Genomic DNA, 21,294 nt, shown 5'->3' with positions numbered 1-21,294 from the left:
ATATTTCAAAAAAACGCTTATTCTCCTACTGAGAATGAGCGTTTTTTTTGCTGGTAATTATTGTTGGTAATTGCTGCTGGTAATTAAAGTGCTAGCGTTAAGCTCGTTTTCTCAATGAATCCACGCTATAGAGTATTAAGGCTGCCCAGATGAAAACAAAGGTGATCAGTTCAGCACTTTTCATGGTTTCCTGATAATAAAAAGTTGCCAATAAAAACATAATACTGGGTCCCAAATATTGAAAAAATCCTAAAGTCGATAAAGCTAATCGTTTTGCTGCCGCAGTAAAAAACAGTAAAGGCGCGGTAGTGACTACGCCGGCCATGATCAAAGTGAAATTCAAGTCAGTGGTATTTAATGCCATATTACTGGTACTGCTTTCAACAAAGAAAAACCAATAAATTAAGGCTATGGGCAGCATTAACAGTGACTCAATAAATAAGCCAATAAATGAATTTACCGGCAATTTCTTTCTTATTAAGCCATAAATGGCAAACGTACTGGCAAGAGCCAATGAAATCATGGGCAGAGTACCTAATGCGACCAGTTGCACCAATACGCCAGTAAAGGCTAAACCAACGGCGATTAATTGATTTCTACGTAAACGTTCGTGAAAAAACAACATGCCGAGGACAACATTGAAGAGAGGGTTAATGTAGTAACCTAAGCTGGCATCAAGCAAATGGTTATTGTTAATGGCCCAGATAAAAAGAAACCAATTCACTGCGAGAAAGCTAGCCGATAAAGACAGTAACAGTAATACCTTTGGCTGACGGAAAACAGCAACCAGCTGCGACCATTTCTTCATAGCGATAATCATCACCAGCAAAAATAATGCGGACCAAATAACCCTATGCATTAATATTTCACCGGGCTCAATTTCGCTGAGTAATTTAAAATAAATCGGTGCAAAGCCCCATAGCAGATATGCGCATAACGCACTTACGGCGCCGTTACGATTGCTATTGGCTTCAAGTTGAGCGGAAGTTGTTGTACTCATGAGTTATTCATTCCAGGGGCAAGATATAGGAAATGCTGGATAATAACATGACCTGAAGTGGAGTCAGTAGTAAAAGCTCAGTAGTCACTGCTCGCACTGTAAACTTGTCAATACTACTATTGTAAGCTTTTCTATTAGGAACATAGGATTGCAGCCAAGTTAAAAATATATTTTTCAGTACTAGGTTTTCACTGCACCGCTGAGTTAAAATGGCGTTATTACTCCTAAGAAAATTAGTCGATACCTTATTGAATTCCCCAGTAGCAAATACAGCAGCCAGTGCAGAAATCAGCAGCCAAGCTAATACAGAAAATAATGCATTATTGCTTGAAACCTTAAAACACCATTTTGGTTATGAGAGTTTTCGTGCCGGGCAAGCTGAAATTATAAATAACCTGCTACAAGGGCGAGACTCATTGGTATTAATGCCAACGGGTGGTGGTAAGTCGTTATGTTACCAACTGCCGGCAATATTATTACCCGGTGTTACTATCGTTGTGTCGCCGTTAATTGCCTTGATGAAAGATCAAGTCGACGGCTTAACTCACCAAGGCATATCGGCGGCGTTTATCAACTCTAGCTTAGAGCAAAGCGAGATCAGTGATATATTTGCTCGCTTAGGGCGAGGGGAAATCAAGTTACTGTATGTAGCACCGGAACGTTTAACTAATTATTATTTTTTACAAAGCTTAAACCAACTGCCATTAAGCTTATTTGCCATTGATGAGGCGCACTGTATTTCTCAGTGGGGCCATGACTTCAGACCTGCTTATACAAAATTACAGTGTTTAAAACAGAACTTCCCGACAGTACCCGTGATGGCATTAACTGCTACGGCAGATGTCACTACTCGTAAAGATATTTTAAACCAGTTAGCGCTGCCTAATCCTTATATTCACCTTGATAGCTTCGATCGACCTAATATCCGCTTTACCTTAGCGCCGAAATATAACGGCGAAAAGCAGCTATTGGGTTATATCAAGAAAAGGGCAGAAGATAGCGGTATTATTTATTGTAATAGTCGTTGGCAAGTAGAGAAATTGTCGAAGTATTTGGCCGCTTGTGGCATTAATTGTGCCGCCTACCATGCCGGTTTAGAAAACGAAATTCGCTCGATAGTACAAGAAGGCTTTACCAAAGATAATATTCAAATAGTGATCGCTACCGTTGCCTTTGGCTTGGGTATTAATAAACCTAATGTGCGTTATGTAATCCATTATGAGCCACCACGTACTTTAGAGTCTTATTATCAAGAAATTGGCCGAGCTGGGCGCGATGGTTTAGACGCCGAAGCGTTATTTTTGGTTGATGAGAAAGATGTCGCTCGCATTAAAAAACGCATTAGTGAAGGTGATAACCCTGAGCGAGTGAATGTTGAAATGCAACGTTTTGCCGCTATGGATGCTTTTATTGACGCACAAACTTGTCGCCGACAAGTGGTACTGAATTATTTTGCTGAATATACCGAAAAAGGCTGTGGCAACTGCGATATTTGTCTCGATCCACCTAGTCAATTTGATGGCACTATAGAAGCACAAAAAGTATTGTCATGTGTTTATCGTATCAAGCAACAAGGTGATATTAACCATGTTATTGCGGTATTACGCGGCGAGCTTTCCGATAAAATTAAACAATTAGGCCACGATAAAGTTTCTACTTTTGGTTTAGGCAAGGGTAAAACAGCCGGTTATTGGTACTCAATTATTGGTCAGCTAATACACTTGGGCTATTTGCAGCAAGATATCGAACAACAATCAATTTTATGTTTAACACAAGCTTCAGGTGTTGTGTTAAAAGCGCAAGAGCCATTGATGCTAGCGAGTCCACGTCTGCAAAAAGCTAGTTATTGGCAACAAAAAAGCCCACAAAAAAGTTATGACCGCGCTTTATTCGCCAAATTGCGAGAATTGCGCAAAGGTATTGCTGATGGCGAAGATATTGCGCCTTTCATTGTCTTCAATGATGCCACCTTATCTGAATTGGCGCGGGTAAAACCGAAAACTTCAAGGGAAATGCTCAGTATTAGTGGTATAGGGGAAGTGAAATTATCCCGTTATGGCCAGCCATTTTTGGCCTTAATTAAAGAACATAACTAAGCGGTATCGCTAAGGAACATAGCTAAGACATTAGCTAGATCACTTGAAGTATTTATGAATAAAATTTTACTAACCTTATTGTTAACCTTGATAACAACTAATCTCAGTGCAAAAACTAATAATTATGGCAATGCCACAGTTGCCGAAGTAACCAGTATTTATGATGGTGATACTTTTAGAGCCAACATTATCGGCTTCCCAACGATTGTCGGTGAACATATGTCGATCCGAATTAACGGTATAGATACCCCTGAATTACGCGGTAAATGTCCTCGAGAGAAAGCGCAAGCAAAGCTCGCTAAGCAATTTACCGTTAAGCACTTACGATCGGCTAAACGCATCACCCTTAAAAATATCAAGCGTGGTAAATATTTTCGCTTAATTGCCGATGTGTATGTTGATGGTGTTAACTTAGCTGAACAGTTAATTAAGAATAATCATGCGGTTGAATACCAAGGTAAAACGAAAAAGAACTGGTGTAATTAACCTGAGTTCTGGATAAATTGTTACTAGTAAAAGAGCATAAAAAAGCCACTGAACTTAAATAAGTTAGTGGCTTAGTATTATAGAAAACTGAGCGAGCCCAGGACAAAAAAGAAAACTACTCTTTTTCAGCTGCTTCAGTTTTCTCAGATGATTTTTCGTTAGCTTGAGCTTGTTCTTGCTCTTTTTTTTCATCATGGCCTTCGCCACCACAACCACCACAACAACCCATAATTTACTCCAGTTATTAAAATAGAAATCAATTAGTATTGTTGAATAGTACCTGAGTGATTTACTCAGGTACTTGATCGAGATCAGCTTTACTCATATAAGATAAAGGTTAACTAAAACCTTATTACTTAGGTAAAGCAGTAAAACCCATGTTGAACAGGGTAAAAGCATAGATATCAGCGTACTGCTCAATAGTTTTAGATACTGGCGTACCTGCACCATGTCCGGCATTTGTTTCAATGCGGATTAATGTCGGCGCATTACCAGCTTGTTTGGCTTGTAACTCTGCAACAAACTTAAATGAATGTGCAGGCACTACTCGGTCATCATGATCACCTGTAGTTACCATAGTTGCAGGGTAGCTAACACCGGCTTTAACATTATGAACTGGTGAGTAACCCTGTAAGTACTTGAACATTTCTTCACTTTGCTCAGCAGTACCGTAATCGTATGCCCAACCTGCGCCCGCAGTGAAGGTATGATATCTAAGCATATCTAATACACCAACGGCTGGTAAGGCTACCTTCATTAGATCAGGACGCTGCGTCATAACAGCACCGACTAATAAACCACCATTTGAGCCACCATTAATGGCTAAGTAATCACTCGAAGTATAATCTTGCGAAATTAAGTATTCACCCGCAGCAATAAAGTCATCAAAAACATTTTGTTTGTCTAACTGAGTACCTGCTTTATGCCACTTCTTACCGTATTCACCACCGCCACGTAAGTTAGCAACCGCATAGATACCACCTTGCTCTAACCATACTGCGCGAGAAACACTAAATCGTGGTGTTAAGCTAACGTTGAAGCCACCGTAACCATATAAAATAGTTGGGTTTTTACCATTCAGTTCAAGACCTTTTTTATAGGTAATGATCATAGGTACCTTGGTACCATCTTTTGAAGGGTAGAATACTTGTTTTGACTCATAAGCTGCACTATCAAATTTAGCGCCAGACTTACGATAAACATCACTATTACCTTTGTCTATATTGTAGCTATAGATGGTGCCTGGGGTTTTGTAGTTACTAAATGAGTAATACAAGGTAGTTTCATCTTTACTGCCTTCAAGCGCTGAAGAGCTACCAACACCGGGTAAGTTGATTTCACGTACTTGTTTACCTTGATAGTCATATTGGTAAACTTTCGAAATGGCATCAACCATATACTCAGTAAAGAAGTAACCACCGCCTGTTGAAGCGCTTAATACGTATTCTGTTTCAGCAATAAAGTCAGTCCAGTTTTTGCTTGCTGGCGCTTTAGCATTTACCGTAACAATTTTCTTATTCGGCGCATTTAAGTTAGTCACTAAAAATAGCTTGTCACCTTCATTTTCAAGCACATAGGTATCAGCATCAAAGTTATCGATAATGGTGACTAATGGGCTATTTGGCTTGGTTAAATCTTTAAGGTAAAGATCATTACCGGATGTTGATTTTGCACCTGAGATCAGTAAGAAGCGGTTATCTTCGGTAACGGTACCACCAACGTAACGACGCTTTTGCTCTGCAGTATTACCAAAAATAATTTTATCGCTTTTCTGCGCTTGACCTAAAACATGGTAATAAAGCTTATGTTGATCGGTTTTGGCTGATAACTCACTGCCTTTAGGCTTGTCATAACTTGAGTAGTAAAAGCCTTCATTTTTAAACCACGAGATGCCAGAGAATTTAACGTCAACTAGTGGTGCTTCTAGCACTTGCTTAGTTTCAACATCAATAATGATGATTTTACGCCAGTCACTACCGCCTTCAGAAATAGCATAAGCGGCAATTGAACCATCTTTTGAGAAGCTAAGCTGTCCCATAGAGGTAGTACCGTCTTCACTGAAGGTATTAGGATCTAAAAATACTTCCGCTTCGCCACCGTCTTTTTGACGATAAACAACATATTGATTTTGTAGGCCATCATTTTTATAAAAATAGGTATAGTTACCTTCTTTAAAAGGAGCTCCTACTTTTTCGTAGTTCCATAATTCAGCTAAACGAGACTTAAGCTCATCGCGGTAGGGTATTTGTGCTAAGTAATCAAAAGTTACTTTGTTTTCAGCTTCTACCCAAGCACCGGTTTCTTCACTACGATCATCTTCTAACCAACGGTATGGGTCAGCAACATCAGTACCGAAGTAATTATCAACTACGTCACCTTTTTGAGTGGTAGGGTAAGTGACTTTTTGTTGTGCTGCGGCAATAGTATCTGCCGACTTTTCGACACTGTTACCAGTACAACCTGCTAATACGCTAGTAACCAAGATACTGGTCATGAAAAGGCTATGTTTGTTCATTTGAGTCTCGCTTGTTGAAGTGAGTATTACGCAGCTACTACTGCTTATCAGGTTATTATTTGGTAATTACCTAATATTTCGCTAGTACTTAGCCACATATTGACATTTAGTTTACAAATCGCTTAGCAGTGTAGCAGAAGAGAGTTGAGCAAGACTATGGCTTACCTCATTGAAAGATGAGGCAAGCGGCAGCATTTTGTTACAGGGTGTTACTGGCTGCTGTTAGAGGATAAAACTAACGATTTTCTAGGCGATTAAAGTCGAGTAAACCGGCAGATTCTGGCTGGTTAGTTTTATACCAAAGATGTATTTCATCAGCATATTGCCAGAACTGTGGGTTGGTTCGGCGAATAGCAAATTTGCCTTTAAGTTTTTGATAATCTTGCTCGGTTTTTATCGCAGTAAAGCGGCTGACAAACTCAGTGAGTTGAGCTTGTTCAACCTTATAAAAAGCGTTGGGATAAGTACCAACAATACCGCGTAATACTGCAAGGGTGTCTTCTGCTGGCAGCCGTCTATTTTCTTCAGAAAATAAGTGCGCGACATTGCTGTGTGCGGAGTTATTGATCAAACTATAAACGTGTTTTTTATCGCCATTGGTTACCATTACATAACTTACTTGCGGTAATAAGGCGACGCTTGCTCCGGGCATACTTGCTAAGTCTGCTATCAGTTTATCGCTAGCACTTAGTGGCAATGACGTGAGGTTAAACTGGTTCACTTGGCGATTTTTGGTGTAATTAGCGACGAATTGAAAAAGCTCTTTTTTCGGGTTACTTGTTTGGTAGTTAAGCCCTGTTTCAGGTAACTGATAGAAATCGTCTGAAAAAATATAATCTTTAACTGTATCACTGGTGCCTCGATACCAATATTCATGCACTGATTTACGTTGTTCTTTCGGCAGTAAGCTAATGAAATTACTCTCAGCTTCCATACGTAAAAAGTCCATATAAAGACGAGTTTTTAATTGATGAGCAACATTGCCATAAACATCAAATCCAGCCACTAATAAATAATGAATACGCTCTAATAAGGGGTAAGTTATCAGCCAAGCCGTTTTAGGTGTTGGGCCAATAAAACCTTTTAACACCGAAGCACTGTCATAGTGTCTAAAGACCGTTAAGCTGGCGTTTGGGTTGCCTTTCCCTGACCAAATTAAATCGAGGTTTATATCGTTGGTTTGTAAGTTAAGCTCTTCTATATAAGCTAATTTATTTTTTACATATTCCTGCTGGCGATTAGCGTATTGGCGCCAGTACAGTAGCGACATGGCTTTATCACTGGTAGCCGCGGGTAATTGTAATAAATCAGTATTGGCCTTAATGAATTTTTCATTAGGGTAATTATCAAAACTATCTGGGTTAAGGAAGAATACCCAAAAGTTATCTTCAATCACGTTTAACGCAATTTGGCCTCGACATACTGGCCCCTTAATAAAGTTCATGATGGAGAACTGCGCTTGATCTAATAAAAATTGATAACGCAACTTATCGGGAATGGCTTGAAAGGTTTTAAAGGGATTTGAGGCATTAGCTAGCTGGTAATCAGGTAGCGAATTCACCACATAATCTGGCTGATAAAAAAGTTCATTAAGTCGGGAAAACTTTGCTGCGCCAAACGGGTAGGGCATATGGCGCTTGGCAATAATGCTATCGTTATGTTTAATCAGTCGATAAAACACCTCTGGCTTATCAACTACTGCATTAGTACGACCATCGGCATAAGGTGAATCAAAAGGTCGGCGGGTAGTAATAACCGCGATTTTTTCGCCACTGGCGGTAGTTGAGCGCACCAGTTTGAAATAACTTGTTTGTGCCTTATCAAAATATAAATTGGCTAGGTATAAATGCTCATATAAATAACGCGCAATGAGCTGTTCTTTTGCAGAACTACCATTAAGTAATTTTTCCCAACGGTTAATCATTTGTTGTTCTGCGCTAGTCGGCGGTGTTGTTGCTGGCATGATTGCGCCTTGGGCCAACCAAGTAGTTAGTTTGCTATGTTCTTGCGCTGATAATCCAGGCAAGGCATAAGGCATACCACCAAGCGGGAAGTTACTCTTGTATTGCTCAAATTCTTCAATGGTTGGGCACTGCTGGCTTCTATCGAGTGAAACATCGAAGCTGTCATTCAGTAATGCTTCGTTGGGCAGAGGATGCTGTTTCTTTAGCTGTACCATTTGATAGAGTAAACCGGCTTGAGTATTAGCCTGCTCAGTTTGTTGGCGCTCATTAAGTACCGAAAAAAAGCCTTGCTGGCGCAATGGCGCTAAGCTCTCGCGATTCAACTCAGTTAATTTGCTTAAACTGTCGCTAATGTTGGCGGTAAGTAAACGTTCACCACTATAAACTATGGCCTTATTGGCACCACGCTCAATACCGGCGCGGCTTTCCATTTTTAACTGGCAAGGAGCATCGTAACAGCCGTGACAAACAACACAGCGATTTTCGATAATAGGCTGTATTTGTTGATTAAAGTGTATTGCTTGCGCTGTGGTCGCCTTTGGCTGGCTTAGCCTATTGTCGACATGACTAGGGCCATATAACTTATCAAATTCCATTACGCCTAAAGTGGCACAACCGGAAAGAAATAGAAAAATAAATAGCCATTGGAACTTACCCATGAGAAACCTTAACTTGCAGAAATGTGTGCATATGTGGTTAAGTTTAAGCTATGTTGATGAATACTGTAAAGATTGTAACCAGTATTTATCAACATTGAATGGGCTTATCATTGCTGCTTAGTAGCGGTTTCTTAGCTCAGGCACATCAGTGTGATATTGCACAAATTCGACTTCATAACCATCTGCATCCAGGAAATAGATGTTTTCTCGATATTCATCAGGGGTACCGTCTTTATGAATGGGGAAGCCTGCTTGTGTTATCCGCGCTATGGTGCCTTTTAGGTCACTGGTGACATAAGCAAAATGCGCTAAGCCTACTTGATGACCGGTTAGATCTCTATTGTCACCAACGCCATTATCGGCCAAGGCAATGTATTGATAATCATCACCAAAATGTAACCAGTTTCTCGGCTTTCCTGACCATTCACCTTTGTCACCGCCACGTACATGCCAGTGTGGAAAAGCGGCGCGGTAAAAAGCTAAACTTTTTTCTATATCGCTAACAACTAAGTTAATGTGTTCTAAAGTGATCATTGTGCTCTCCTTTACGTTTTAAACGTATGCTTTTTATAGTAGTTTATTTGCTTATGCTTGGTATGTTTTATCAACTCGCCATGGTGGGTTTAAACGGTGCTCTCCGGCCCAATAGAGTTTTATTTTATTACCACTGGGATCATGTAATATCGCCTCGCGCCACAGGTAAGATTGCGCAATAGGCAATTGCTTAAATTCAATGCCTCGGCTCTTTATAGTCTCTACCCATTCGTCTAATTCTTGATGCTCAAAGTAAATAGTGGTACCGCTACTTAGCTTGTTTTGCTCAGTAGTTAGCGTATCAGCTTCTGTTAAGGTTAATGAAAACGTAGCGCCGTCATCAGGGCAAGCGAAACGAGCATAATGTGGCGTATCCACAATTTGAAGGAAACCTAAACGACGATAAAACTCAGTACTTTCGTCCATATTGATGACCGTAAGGGTGACTTGGTTTAAATTCATAATAACTCCTCGTTGTTTTAACTGATTCTTATTGTTTGTGCTTTATTTACATGCCGTATGGGTATAAGTGTTCATCGTTATAAGTGTTGCCTTGCAAGGTTTCACGTAAAGATTTCATCGCTTGGCTGTAATGCAGTAAAGTATGTAAACTATAACCAATGCGATGACGCATACTTTTATCTCGGCGAGTTATCGCTTCATCTTTTTGCTGATCATCTTTATTAATTGTATTTAGAATTTCTTCAACATTTCTAATAATTAGGTGATCGGGAATAGCAACTAACTTGTTATTGGAAAAGGCATTCATGCGTAATTCTGCAATAGGGTAAGCGCCACTTATGCCATTAACCACAGACACCAGCAGTACCGGTTTATGGCCGATATCAGTGGCTTGCGCCATCATCAATAAATTTTTTAATAACGGTGAGGCTGTGCCACCCCATTCTGGGGTAATAAGTATTAAGGCATCCATCGCTTGTAATTGAACATTAATGGCCAGCCAATCACTATCATCTTGTTGTTTACTCATCTCTTCACCATCCCACATGGGCAGGCGCTGTTTACATAATTCAATATGCCGAACGCTACTAAATTGACCGCTGTTGTCAGCTAGGTATTCAGCAACTTTAGCGCTTTGTGACTGAGTACGTTGACTGGCACTGATAATAACTAAATTCATCACAATTTTTTCCCGGTATTAAGTAAAGCTTTTCATTTATTTAATAAGGTAAACACTTTACTAAAGAAGATCAAGTAAAATATAAACAAAAAACTTTACTTAATATTGTACTAGACGATGAAATCATGGCGGAAATGGGTAATAATGGCGCTATACATAACCTTTCGGTCGGAGATCTAATGAAGACTCATGAAAAAATAATTCAGCTATTAAAGACCCAAGGGCCGTTAACGGCAAAAATATTGGCGAGTGAATTGGCTCTTACCACCATGGGGGTGCGTCAGCATGTACAAGGTTTGGAAGACTCGGGCGATGTGGTTTTTAAAGATGAAAAAGCAGCTCGTGGCAGACCAACACGTTATTGGTCATTAACAGATAAAGGCAATAGTCGCTTTGCTGATCGTCATGATGAATTAACCGTGCAGTTACTGGACTCTGTCATCACTTTATTTGGTGATGATGGTATGGAAAAATTGATCAGCCATCGAGAAGAAACGGCGATGGCCAATTATAGATTAGCCCTTGCCGATCGCTTTGGTATTGAAGAAAAGTTGCAAACCTTAGCTAAACTGCGCAGTGATGAAGGTTATATGGCAACAGTAGAGCAGCATGACGGCATATATTGGTTAATGGAAAACCATTGCCCGATTTGTGCGGCAGCCACTAAGTGCTTAAGTTTCTGCCGCTCAGAATTACAGATGTTTCAAACCTTAATGAGTGAAGTTGCCGAGGTCAGTCGCGAAGAACATATTGTCGATGGCGCAAGGCGTTGTGCTTATAAGGTAACTGCCACTTAACGTAGGCACTGACTTAGTTAACACTCCGGTGTTAATTTTCTGCTCATTTATCTGCAGGGTAAATAATACCTTGTTGTTTTCTTGCCTGTTCTATCACAGTTAATACCTGCTTCGAAAGCTGCCAGCTATTCACTGAAGATTCATTGTTACCACTTTCTATTAAATCGATAAAATGGCTAAGTTCGTAGGTCATTCTATTATCAGTTTGCGCCAATGTTAACGTTTGGCAACTCCCGTCATTTAAATGCAAAGAAACTTCATTGAACAATGATGAATGTTGCCACATTAAATAACCATTTTCGCCCTGGATTTCGCAAACATTGCTGCCATTACTCAGTTTCGAGTAACTTATATGTACTTGTAAAGCGGCTTGGTTATTATCTGTATCTGGGAAATCGTAATTCAATAATAGATCGCCATAACCATCAACCCCCGTTGGTAATTTATAACTATGACCTATTACCTCTGCCGGTAAACCAAACAAATCTATTGCCAAATATAAGGGATAAATACCAATATCCATTAAAGCACCATTGCCAAAATTTAAATTAAAGGTATTTGGATTTTCACCCCGTAAATACGCTGGATACCTAGACGAAAATTGACAAAATGATGCGCTATATTTTCGTATGTTGCCAAGTGCATTTAACTGTTTTTTTATTTGCTGGTAGTTAGGCAGAAAAGTCACCAGCATTGCTTCCATAAAAGTAACCTTGTTTGCTTTAGCGGCGGCAACCATTTGTGCAAGCTCAGCACAGGTAATTGCCACAGGTTTTTCACAGAGTACATGTTTACCGCCCTTAAGCATGGTAATACTTTGCTGTGCGTGAAAGTTGTTGGGTGAGGCAATATATACGGCATCAATAAGGTTGCTGTCTGCTAATAAGGCTAAATCAGTAAAACAATGTGCAATGTTATGCTTATTGGCAAAAGCTTGTGCCGTTGTTTGATGGCGAGAATAAACAGCCACTAAATTAAAGCGAGGATCTTGCCTTGCCGCCTCAATAAAAGCGTCAGAGATCTTACTGGTACCGATAACGGCAAAATTAATCATGTTAAAGCAGCCTTAAAAAACATATTTCGGGCTGAAAATTATTACATGCAGTGGTTGAAGAGTCTATCAAGCCACCTTGTTTGTTATTGACAAGGTGGCTTGGGTGGGAGTTATTAGGCACTTTCTTTATGATAGTGGCGCAGCGCATGCTCTTTTTGTCGGCCCTGGCTAAAGGAAGTAACCCGTTTTAAATAGCCAATAACCCGAGTACCGTGATCTATGTTGTCACTGCCGCAACTTGAACAGACATGCAAAGTGCGTTTATCAATTTTTTCACAGTCATTACAAATAGTAATCTTCACGTTGATGCAAAAATAATTACAGCCTGTAGCTGCGGCAACATTGAAGAGTTTTAAATAAGCCTCGGCAGATAAGGCCTCATCTAAGTTTAAATGTAGCGCTGAGCCACCATCAAGGTACTGAATCATTTCTTTGCCGTGCATAACAAACTTGTCGAGATGGTTGGTTTCATCATCCTCAACCACATAGAAGTACGAGTTATAACAATCACGTGCTACCTGATAGCCGTCCTTCTTATCCCATTTAGCATTTTTTATACCGAGGTTTTCCGCAGGGACAAACTCGGTATTAAACATATAGCCAAATTCTTTTTTCGCCGCTTGGTTAGCTTGATAAATCACTTTTAACTGTGCACTAACAAACTGTTTATATTCATCATTATTACCAACAACAAGGTTTGAAAATTCAGCGGCTTCTGCCATACCATTAATGCCTATGGTGAGAAATTGTTTATCTAAAGAGATAAAGCCAGCGTCATAGACCGATAAAGCGCCTTGCTCTTTGTACTCTTCCATCAACTTGCGATAAGCCACCTGATACTTTTGTATTTTTTCAATTTCTGTTTTTAAGTCACGACCGTCTTGCACTAAGCGGTTCATGTTAATGGTAATAACGTTAATTGAACCGGTAGCAACGCCACCTGCGCCTAGGGTATAGGAGAAAGTATTGTCGGATATTTCATTACGTAATCGACAGCACGAAGCCAATGAATCAGCACTATCAGATAAGTAGATAAAGAATGAATTACCCTCGGCTTTTTGCTGTGCTAATTTTTGCGCAAAGGCTTGATCTTTACATTGGCCATTTTTAGTTAACATAGCTGCAGTAACTACAGGGAAGGTGAGTACTGCTTGCTCTCGCTCTTTATTGAGCCAGCCTAAAAAGAAGTGTTGTAACTGATCAACGGTCTGCCAATTAGGTTTACTAAAGTCAGGGAAAACAAATTCACTGAACATTGAAGCAAAATAGTATTGATCAAATAATGAAACATTCCAAAATACACTCTGATAACCACGCGCTGCCGCGGGTTGATTAATGGCATAGACCACATGCTGTAAGTGATTTTCTATCTCAGATTTGTGCGTATTTAGGTAGTCATTACCGTATTCAAGGCGGGAAAAATAATCAAAATAAGTAAGGAACTCCACTGTGGCTACCGCACCAGCAAATTGTGCTGAAATCGCAAAAATAAGATTAACAAAAGAACCACAAAAAGACGCTAAATGTTTCGGTGCTTTCGACTCGCCGCCTAACTTAGTTAGTCCATCAAGCAAAAATGGATACATGCTAATAGAGGTGCAGTAAGGCTTTAAACTGGTTTCATCATGAACATAAATTTCATGATCTTCTATTTGACGTAGGTACTCTTTGGCTAAATCAGCATCAAAGGTATCGCGTATTTTGTCATGCACCAAGGCGCGGTTAATTTGCACAAAGCAGTCTTTTAATAATTCAGCTTCAAGCGTGGCAATGTTTTTATGGCTAACATTGGCATTGGCATCAATTTTAGAGCCATCAGCGGCATTTTTTGCCGAAAAATAGTCTTTAATGAAGTCTTTCTTATGAGTGATTTGTTCTTGGTTAAGCCGCAACATTGTTTGTTCCTTTTGTAGTGAGCAAGTTGAATTGATTTGCGTCGATATTATTTTTAGTGAATAAGTAATTTAATTTTTTACCCGTAGATAAATCACGGAAAATTTGATTGGTGGTACTGCTTGCTAAACCACCGAGTTCAGGTCGCCAGGCTCCTGTTTTTAAAAAATTAAGGTGTTGAGTAATTCTAAGATCAATATACTTTTCACCAGCTTCTTCACCTGAATAAAGGCAGGTCTTCAGGCCAAAGTTTTTAGCGATAAGCAGTTTTTCAATTAAGGCACTTGGTTGCCATTCACCGCCAAAAAAGACCACGCAGCTGATTAAACCTTGGTACTTTTTAAGGTATTGAATAAAGAGTTGATTGGTGAGCTTTAGGCCATTTTTCTGATCCCATAACTCGGTACTGTGACAACCCTTACAGCCAACTTTGCAACCAGTGATGCTAAAACATAAACTGATCTCATTAGGGACTTCTTGAAAAACGACACTGGGTGTTATGCAGTTAAAATCCATCTATTTACCTATATATAGGTGTTATTGTTTTGTTAGGCACAATATATAGTATTTGTTAGGTCTGCTTTATTGATCTAGAACATACAAATTAGGGTCAGTTTAGAAATAAACACAATATATAGTGTGTAAAGTTAAAGGCCACACACACTATGTGGGTTTTTAAGATGGAATATGCTTGCTAATTGATGAACTGATTGACTAAGTGATTGGATGAGAAAACCCTAGCTTGAGCGGCTAGGGTATTGCTGTGTCTTTACTTAGTATTTTAACTCAGAGTTGATGGGGCCCAACACTGTTAGTTTTTGCAAAATGCTGTAAAAGCTGCTGGTTCATTGGTAAAGTTTTGTTCTTTCGCTAATAGCCAAGGGCGCTCACATTGATTAGTGTTAGTACACCAAGCGTAGCCGGCGGAGCTTTTACAACCGTGCTGATCTTGGTCATCACCAACTAAATTCAATAGATTGAAAACAGTTTTACCTTCTTTAATGGTAGTTAGCACTTTATTATTTTTAATCTCTCTAACTTCCTGCTTTAACGGGTTATTTTCAACAATAACAAAGTCCGCTAATAAACCTTCCTTGATCATGCCTTTACGGTTTTCTTCAAAGAACTGATAGGCAGGACCTGTGGTTAAAGCTTGTAAGGCACTATAGGCATCAATACGTTGTTCAGCACCAATAATCGCGCCAGATCTTGATTCACGTGCCATGGCTGACCACATGATAAAAAATGGGTCTAATGGTGTAACATTAAAATCAGAATGGTTGGAAGTAATAAGCCCTGCCTCTTTGGCAGCCTTCATAGGGCTGATAAAATCTGCTTGTTTTTTACCAATATTTTTAACATGTACATCACCCCAAAAATAGGTGTGCATAGAAAAATATGAAGGTGTTAAACCTAGTTCGACATACTTAGCTAAGTGCTCTGGTCGTTGAAATTGAGAATGGACAATAACGGTGCGCCTGTCGTCTTTGGCGGTGATACCGGCGCTTTCGACGGATTTAATCATCATATCAATAGCGGCATCACCATTGGTATGTATTTGCAGCGGAATATTAGCAGCAAACATTTTTTTCGTTAAGGCATCAAGCTGTGTTTGGGTAATCGATGATTCACCGTGCCAATGTTCTTGACCCACAGGTCCGGTTGTTAAGTAAGGCTTTGAGACAAAAGCTGTTTTTCCTTGTGGGGAGCCATCTAAAGTAATTTTACAGGCTTGAAGTTTAAATTTGTTCTGATATTCACCAAACTTATATTTGGGATTATCAAACCATTTATCCATTTCAGTAAAAGCCGCTAATGAAGCAATATCAATGACTAACTTATCTTGCTGCGCCGCTTTTAATAAAAAATCTATATGTTTGGTGTGAGTAAAACCTTCGACCGCATGGGTGTAACCTTGGCTGGTATAATGCTCTTGTGCTTTTGCCATTAAATCAAACATTTCTGCTTCGCTGGGTTGCGGTAGCTTTTCAAAAACCGGTATATAAGCCATTTCCATAATTAAACCTGCTGGTTCATTACTGTTTGGCATTCTGGCAATAACACCACCTTTTGGCGTTTTAGTGTTTTTATCAATATTTGCCCAGGCAAGGGCGTTAGAGTTTAGTACCGCGCCATGCATAGAAACATGAATAACAATGACTTTATGATTTGGGAAAGCTGCATCTAGGTCGGTTTTGATGATATGTCGCTTTTCTTCGATAAGCTCTTGGTCATAGCCCCAACCAACAAGCCAACCTCCCTCGGCAATATTTTGCTCTTGCTGATAAGCGGCAAGTTTAGCGATGATTTGCGCAATATTGGTGGCGGTACCAACGGGCGGAGCGGCGACATTGACTTGATTGACCATCATCAGTGCCGACATAAAGTGGCTATGGGGGTCAATAAAGCCAGGTAACATGGTGTTACCTTGTAGATCCATTTGAGTCATGGCAGCAGGGTATTGTCTTAATGCCGACTCTTTATTGCCAACAAAAACGATTCTACCCTTATGCTCAACAACAGCTTCTGCATAGCTAGCTTGCTCACCTGCCATGGTGACAATATCGCCACCAAAATATAGTGTGTAAGCTGAATCTTCGTTAACTGGTGCTTTATCGGCAATACTTGCTGTTTCACAACCGGTAAGCAACATTAGCGCGGCAATTAAAATTCCTTTGTTGAGCATCATGAATCCCTCTCTTTTGATTAATTTGTTACTGTGACTCTAATATTTGGTGCAATAAAGCTGCCATTTGATTGTGGCAGCATGCAGGATATTACATTAGAGCCCGCTTTAGTCGCTTCAAAGTGGCCTTTACTACCGGGAGCATTGCTTATCGTACCTATATCATCAATTGAGTATTTAAAATTCCAGGTTGCTTGTTCGGTCATGTCGACCACAATTGGATCGCCACCTGCAGGAGGAAAGTCATAGGTGACCATACAGGTAATATCAATACTATCACCGACGGTAAGTGAGCTAGGGTCAGGGATAAACTCTGTCGAAAAATATGTGCGGTTATCAATGGTAAGGTTTGCTTGTCCACTAAGATCATTTAAGCGCGCGGTTACCTGACTATCTCCAACACTTTTACCTATTACTCGACCCTTGTTATTGATGGTGACAATATTGGGTTTGCTTACCGACCAGGTAACACTACTGGAAATATCTTTATCATCGCCATTATTGTAGTGAGCCATGGCCTTAAAGGTAAAAGCTTGATCTCTGGCAAGGGTTTTAGTGCTTGGGCTAACCGTAATAGACTCTAATACTAGTTCACTCACGGTAACTTGACCGTCAAAGTTACTACTGGTAACACCATTATAACTAGCAAAAACACGGGTTGTGCCAGCCTTTAAGCCAGTAACTAAACCACCACTGCTGCCAGTAGGCACTACATGAGCAAGGCTATCATCGGCCATAGTCCAAACGACATCATCGTTACAGTCACTTAGGGTAAAATCAACATGGATAATGGAACAGGTTAACTGCACTTTTTCATCCACGACAATGTGGTTAACATGTGGAAGTATTTGAATATTATCAATTCCTCCGCCTAGCAAGGCCACCGTTAATGTGGTTTCAGTAAAGATAGGGCCAAATGAGGCCTTGATGGTGGTGCTACCGTCACTAACTGCTTTCGCGAAGCCTAAGGTTTCTAAGTGAACGGCATCAATGGAGGCAACCGTTTTATTACTACTGTGCCAAGAAACGGTTTTGGTATAATCGACAACAGTGCCATCGGTCAAGGTTGCCATGGCAGTATATTGCTGACTACCCGGGAAATTGATTTCAGCATCCAGTGGACTTATCGATATTGACTCTACTGTCGCGTCAGTGACATCAACTTCTGCGGTTGCTGTTAAACCGGCATAACTGACTTCTACTATGCCGTTACCTATGGCAATTGAACTAACAAAGCCGCCATTAGTCGCAGTATTATCAACATGAATATTATCAGTGCCAGTGGCTAATACCCGCCAATTTGCATCATTGCTAATATCAGTTTTAGTGCCCGCACTGTTATAGGCATAAGCGATTAATTTAGTGCTTGTTCCTAAAGGTAACTGCCATGAGCTAGGTGATATTTCAAGATGATCTAGCGCCGGAGGCGTGACTTTAATTTCTGCCGTGGCTGAAATACTATCAATGCTGGCGGTAATGCTGGTTACCCCTTGGTTTTCACCTTTGGCTAAGCCAGTACTGTTAATGGTAGCAAAGCTGTCATTACCGGTTTGCCAATTAGCTGCGTTGGTTAGATCCTTAACAACTTTATCGCTGTATATGCCATCAGCTCGATATTGATAACTAGTTCCTTGTGGTACATCTGCGCTTGGCGGCGAAATAACTAAACTCTCTAATATGGCCTCAGTCACTGTTGCCGTTGTTGAACTGCTTTTCCCGAGGAATGTTGCAGTGATTACACTAACACCAATTTTATCAGCGCTGGCTTGGCCGCCAGCAATACCACTGGTAGTGATATGAACGATATTGTCATCAAGTGATGACCAAGTGGCACTGCTGCTGATGTCGGCAGCATAGCCATCGGTATAATAAGCTGTTGCGGTAAATTTCCCCTCGGTGCCCAGTGGCTCTTTCGGATCATTTGGTGTTACTTGTATACTTAACAACTCGGCGCCAGTAATTGTTAGGGTTGCAGCAGCTGACATGCCTTGGTAAGTACCGGTTATGGTCACTTTTCCTTCAACATAACTAGTGGCTAAGCCTAAGCTATCAATCGAGACTGTCGCTGGATCGCTTGATAGCCAGTCACTGCTCTTAGTAACATCAGTGCTACTTTTATCTGAGAATTCAGCCGTTAATGCATATTGCTGTGTTAAGCCGGCGGCAATAGTCTTAGTAATGGGGGTAATGCTAACCCTCTCTAACACTGCTGCTGTTACTGTGGTGGTATTTGTGGCAGTTTTACCAAAATAACTAGCAGTAACAGTCACCACTCCTTGGCTAATTCCTAAAACTTCGCCTGCATCTGTGCTGGTATTATCAACTGAGGCAATATCACCATCATCAAGGCTCCAAGTCGCAAGATAAGTAATATCGGTACTTGAACCATCAGTATAAATAGCGCGGGCTTGCAGCTGGCCTTTATGGCCAATAGCGACATCTTGTTCGCGAGGGCGGACTTGAATGTAGTCTAATAAACCGGCAGTAACGATTAATGATGCAGTAGCTTGCATACCATTATAACTGGCGGTAACTGTTATAGGATTGGCACCATCGTTATGGGCGGTAGCAAGACCATTACTGTCAATTGAAACTGAAGCATTATTGCTGGTTTGAAAACTAGCAAATGCTGTTAAGTCGTGATTTGTACCATCAGAAAACAGACCAAATAATTGATATTGCTGCGTGGTGCCAGCAGGAATTTCAGCGGTTGATGGCGATAAAGATAAGGAGCTAAGTGTCGCTGCAGTAACTGTTATTGGTGTGCTGACAATCTGACCATTAAAACTGGCGGTTAATTGATTTGAGCCTTCACTTAATGCTTTAGCATAGCCGCCAAATTCACCATTAGGAATAACTGCAGCGATACTGTAGTCATCAACTGTCCAGTTAGCGTTATGAGTAACATCGACAGTGGTATTATCTGAATAATAGGCAATAGCGGTAAATTGCCCTTCAATACCTACGGGCACGCTTGGGTTTAAAGGCGAAACCTGCAAGTTAGTCACTACCGCATTAGTCACGGTTAATGATGTGCTGGCCGCTAAGCCGTCATAATTAACTGAGATATTGGTGGTACCAATGGCAAGTGCATTGGCTATGCCAGATAAAGCACCAGTGAAACCGATAGCGGCGACACTCGATTCGCTACTTGACCAAGCTGCCAATGCGGTAATATTACGCTTAGTGCCGTCAGAATAGAGCGCATAGCCTTGATAAGCGAGTTGTGTACCAACCGGCGTAGTGGCATCAATTGGACTAATGCTTATCTTGATAGTTTTAGCCGTGGTTACTTCAACATTGGTTTGGCTAGTAAGTGCTTGAAATCTGGCACTAACCGCGGTTTTTCCTGGAGATAAAGCAACACTATCACCGGCAAAAATACCTGATTCAACAATAGTGCCTATGTTGGTATCTGCTACCTGCCAAGTAGTTTCTCGCGTTACATCAATAACATTACCATCAGCATAATGGGCATTGGCGCGATAGACACCAATTTTCCCCACAGGATATATGCCATCGACTGGCGTAATGGCAATAGTTTCAAGCTGAGCATTATTAACCGTTAAGGCAGAGCTTGCGGTTAAGGTGTTGTTGCTATGGACTATATCCGCGGTGATTTCGGTTGAACCTATTTTTGTAGTAGTTAGCCAGGCGCTATCATCAATAATGGCAATTGTTGAATCGACAATGTGCCAGTTAACGGTTTTAGAAACATCAATCACTTCGCCACTAGTGGTGGTCAAAAAGGCGTTATATTGTTTTGCTGTACCTAGTGGTATTACCGCACTTGCTGGTGTAATCACCAGCGTTTCGGCAGTACTATTGATGACTTTTAATTGAGCATCAATAGACCTACCACTATAACTGGCAGAGATAGTGACCAAGCCTTGACTTAAGCCTGTTGCGGTAACTAGGCTACCTGCACCATTAATGGTAGCAATAGCAATATTATCGCTTGCCCAATCAACTTGCTCTGTAATTTCTATTTGTACGCCATTAGGGAAAATGGCAAAGGCCTGATAATTTTGCTGCATATCAGTGAGTATGGTGGCAGTACTTGGCATGATATTAAAGGTAATAGTGCCAACAGAAAGTTGGGCACTGGCATTCATGTCACGATATTGTCCAGTAATAATAGCTACACCATCGGCAACGCCAGTAGCTACAACGCTACTACCATCTACCGCAATTGTGGCAATGGCTGCATTATCAACTGCCCAAGTGATACGCTCGCTAATATCAAGTTTGCTACCATCAGTTAAGGTCGCAATGGCTTGATACGTTTGGCTATCGCCAACAACAACGGCAGCGTTTTTTGGCGTGATGGTAAATTCACTGACACATAAGTTACCATCGCCACCACAATCGGCAGTAGGAAAACCTGAGTTACTGCCTTCACCACAAGCGGTTAAGAGCAAAAGTAATAATGACGAAATAAGATATTTAGCGCGAGATAAAAAAGTCAT

Annotated in this window: 14 protein-coding genes; 3 read left to right on the top strand and 11 right to left on the bottom strand. The window is 40.6% G+C overall.

Going from position 1 to position 21,294, the window contains the following annotated elements; all coding sequences use genetic code 11:
• Nucleotides 1-97: 97 nt before the first annotated feature.
• Complete coding sequence (gene rarD / locus HRT55_RS14265; protein WP_291622292.1) at nt 98-1,000, bottom strand: EamA family transporter RarD; 903 nt, start codon at nt 998-1,000, stop codon at nt 98-100.
• A 209-nt stretch (nt 1,001-1,209) separates the two neighbouring features.
• Between rarD and recQ the strand changes: the two genes are divergently transcribed.
• Both recQ and HRT55_RS14255 read left to right on the top strand, forming a co-directional pair.
• Complete coding sequence (recQ, locus tag HRT55_RS14260; RefSeq protein WP_291622290.1) at nt 1,210-3,096, top strand: DNA helicase RecQ; 1,887 nt, start codon at nt 1,210-1,212, stop codon at nt 3,094-3,096.
• A gap of 54 nt (nt 3,097-3,150) precedes the next feature.
• On the top strand, nt 3,151-3,582 hold the full coding sequence (locus HRT55_RS14255; protein ID WP_291622287.1) for a thermonuclease family protein: 432 nt from the start codon (nt 3,151-3,153) through the stop codon (nt 3,580-3,582).
• A 352-nt stretch (nt 3,583-3,934) separates the two neighbouring features.
• Here HRT55_RS14255 and HRT55_RS14250 read toward each other — a convergent pair whose 3' ends face one another.
• The 5 genes from HRT55_RS14250 to HRT55_RS14230 form a co-directional block, all read right to left on the bottom strand.
• Nucleotides 3,935-6,097 carry a prolyl oligopeptidase family serine peptidase gene (locus tag HRT55_RS14250; protein WP_291622285.1) on the bottom strand — a complete coding sequence of 721 codons (2,163 nt, stop codon included), beginning with the start codon at nt 6,095-6,097 and terminating at the stop codon, nt 3,935-3,937.
• Between the two features lie 235 nt (nt 6,098-6,332).
• Entirely contained in the window at nt 6,333-8,720 is a 2,388-nt protein-coding gene (locus tag HRT55_RS14245) for a fatty acid cis/trans isomerase (protein ID WP_291622283.1), read from the bottom strand.
• Between the two features lie 117 nt (nt 8,721-8,837).
• Nucleotides 8,838-9,254 carry a VOC family protein gene (locus HRT55_RS14240; RefSeq protein ID WP_291622280.1) on the bottom strand — a complete coding sequence of 139 codons (417 nt, stop codon included), beginning with the start codon at nt 9,252-9,254 and terminating at the stop codon, nt 8,838-8,840.
• A gap of 51 nt (nt 9,255-9,305) precedes the next feature.
• Nucleotides 9,306-9,716 carry a VOC family protein gene (locus HRT55_RS14235; protein WP_291622278.1) on the bottom strand — a complete coding sequence of 137 codons (411 nt, stop codon included), beginning with the start codon at nt 9,714-9,716 and terminating at the stop codon, nt 9,306-9,308.
• A 46-nt stretch (nt 9,717-9,762) separates the two neighbouring features.
• Entirely contained in the window at nt 9,763-10,395 is a 633-nt protein-coding gene (locus HRT55_RS14230) for an NAD(P)H-dependent oxidoreductase (RefSeq protein ID WP_291622369.1), read from the bottom strand.
• A gap of 179 nt (nt 10,396-10,574) precedes the next feature.
• Between HRT55_RS14230 and HRT55_RS14225 the strand changes: the two genes are divergently transcribed.
• Nucleotides 10,575-11,192 carry a metalloregulator ArsR/SmtB family transcription factor gene (locus tag HRT55_RS14225; RefSeq protein ID WP_291622276.1) on the top strand — a complete coding sequence of 206 codons (618 nt, stop codon included), beginning with the start codon at nt 10,575-10,577 and terminating at the stop codon, nt 11,190-11,192.
• A gap of 43 nt (nt 11,193-11,235) precedes the next feature.
• Here HRT55_RS14225 and HRT55_RS14220 read toward each other — a convergent pair whose 3' ends face one another.
• The 5 genes from HRT55_RS14220 to HRT55_RS14200 all read right to left on the bottom strand — a co-directional run bounded on the left by HRT55_RS14220 (nt 11,236) and on the right by HRT55_RS14200 (nt 21,294).
• Complete coding sequence (locus tag HRT55_RS14220) at nt 11,236-12,246, bottom strand: Gfo/Idh/MocA family oxidoreductase (RefSeq protein ID WP_291622274.1); 1,011 nt, start codon at nt 12,244-12,246, stop codon at nt 11,236-11,238.
• Between the two features lie 113 nt (nt 12,247-12,359).
• Nucleotides 12,360-14,141 carry an anaerobic ribonucleoside-triphosphate reductase gene (gene nrdD, locus HRT55_RS14215; protein ID WP_291622272.1) on the bottom strand — a complete coding sequence of 594 codons (1,782 nt, stop codon included), beginning with the start codon at nt 14,139-14,141 and terminating at the stop codon, nt 12,360-12,362.
• Entirely contained in the window at nt 14,128-14,655 is a 528-nt protein-coding gene (nrdG, locus tag HRT55_RS14210; RefSeq protein ID WP_291622271.1) for an anaerobic ribonucleoside-triphosphate reductase activating protein, read from the bottom strand. Before nrdG ends, nrdD begins: the two co-directional genes overlap by 14 nt.
• A gap of 295 nt (nt 14,656-14,950) precedes the next feature.
• Nucleotides 14,951-16,828, bottom strand: coding sequence for an amidohydrolase (locus HRT55_RS14205; RefSeq protein WP_291622270.1), 1,878 nt, complete (start codon nt 16,826-16,828; stop codon nt 14,951-14,953).
• 17 nt (nt 16,829-16,845) lie between these two features.
• Nucleotides 16,846-21,294, bottom strand: a complete 4,449-nt coding sequence (locus HRT55_RS14200; protein WP_291622268.1) for an Ig-like domain-containing protein — start codon at nt 21,292-21,294, stop codon at nt 16,846-16,848.

The organism is Colwellia sp. (genome assembly GCF_013214175.1).
Classification (GTDB): domain Bacteria; phylum Pseudomonadota; class Gammaproteobacteria; order Enterobacterales; family Alteromonadaceae; genus Colwellia.
This window is presented reverse-complemented; position numbering and strand designations above follow the sequence as displayed.

Excerpts from the sequence above, each read along its gene's own strand:
- rarD (WP_291622292.1), bottom strand. The coding sequence starts at position 1,000 with ATGAGTACAACAACTTCCGCTCAACTTGAAGCCAATAGCAATCGTAAC.
- recQ (WP_291622290.1), top strand. The coding sequence starts at position 1,210 with ATGGCGTTATTACTCCTAAGAAAATTAGTCGATACCTTATTGAATTCC.
- HRT55_RS14255 (WP_291622287.1), top strand. The coding sequence starts at position 3,151 with ATGAATAAAATTTTACTAACCTTATTGTTAACCTTGATAACAACTAAT.
- HRT55_RS14250 (WP_291622285.1), bottom strand. The coding sequence starts at position 6,097 with ATGAACAAACATAGCCTTTTCATGACCAGTATCTTGGTTACTAGCGTA.
- HRT55_RS14245 (WP_291622283.1), bottom strand. The coding sequence starts at position 8,720 with ATGGGTAAGTTCCAATGGCTATTTATTTTTCTATTTCTTTCCGGTTGT.
- HRT55_RS14240 (WP_291622280.1), bottom strand. The coding sequence starts at position 9,254 with ATGATCACTTTAGAACACATTAACTTAGTTGTTAGCGATATAGAAAAA.
- HRT55_RS14235 (WP_291622278.1), bottom strand. The coding sequence starts at position 9,716 with ATGAATTTAAACCAAGTCACCCTTACGGTCATCAATATGGACGAAAGT.
- HRT55_RS14230 (WP_291622369.1), bottom strand. The coding sequence starts at position 10,395 with ATGAATTTAGTTATTATCAGTGCCAGTCAACGTACTCAGTCACAAAGC.
- HRT55_RS14225 (WP_291622276.1), top strand. The coding sequence starts at position 10,575 with ATGAAGACTCATGAAAAAATAATTCAGCTATTAAAGACCCAAGGGCCG.
- HRT55_RS14220 (WP_291622274.1), bottom strand. The coding sequence starts at position 12,246 with ATGATTAATTTTGCCGTTATCGGTACCAGTAAGATCTCTGACGCTTTT.
- nrdD (WP_291622272.1), bottom strand. The coding sequence starts at position 14,141 with ATGTTGCGGCTTAACCAAGAACAAATCACTCATAAGAAAGACTTCATT.
- nrdG (WP_291622271.1), bottom strand. The coding sequence starts at position 14,655 with ATGGATTTTAACTGCATAACACCCAGTGTCGTTTTTCAAGAAGTCCCT.
- HRT55_RS14205 (WP_291622270.1), bottom strand. The coding sequence starts at position 16,828 with ATGATGCTCAACAAAGGAATTTTAATTGCCGCGCTAATGTTGCTTACC.
- HRT55_RS14200 (WP_291622268.1), bottom strand. The coding sequence starts at position 21,294 with ATGACTTTTTTATCTCGCGCTAAATATCTTATTTCGTCATTATTACTT.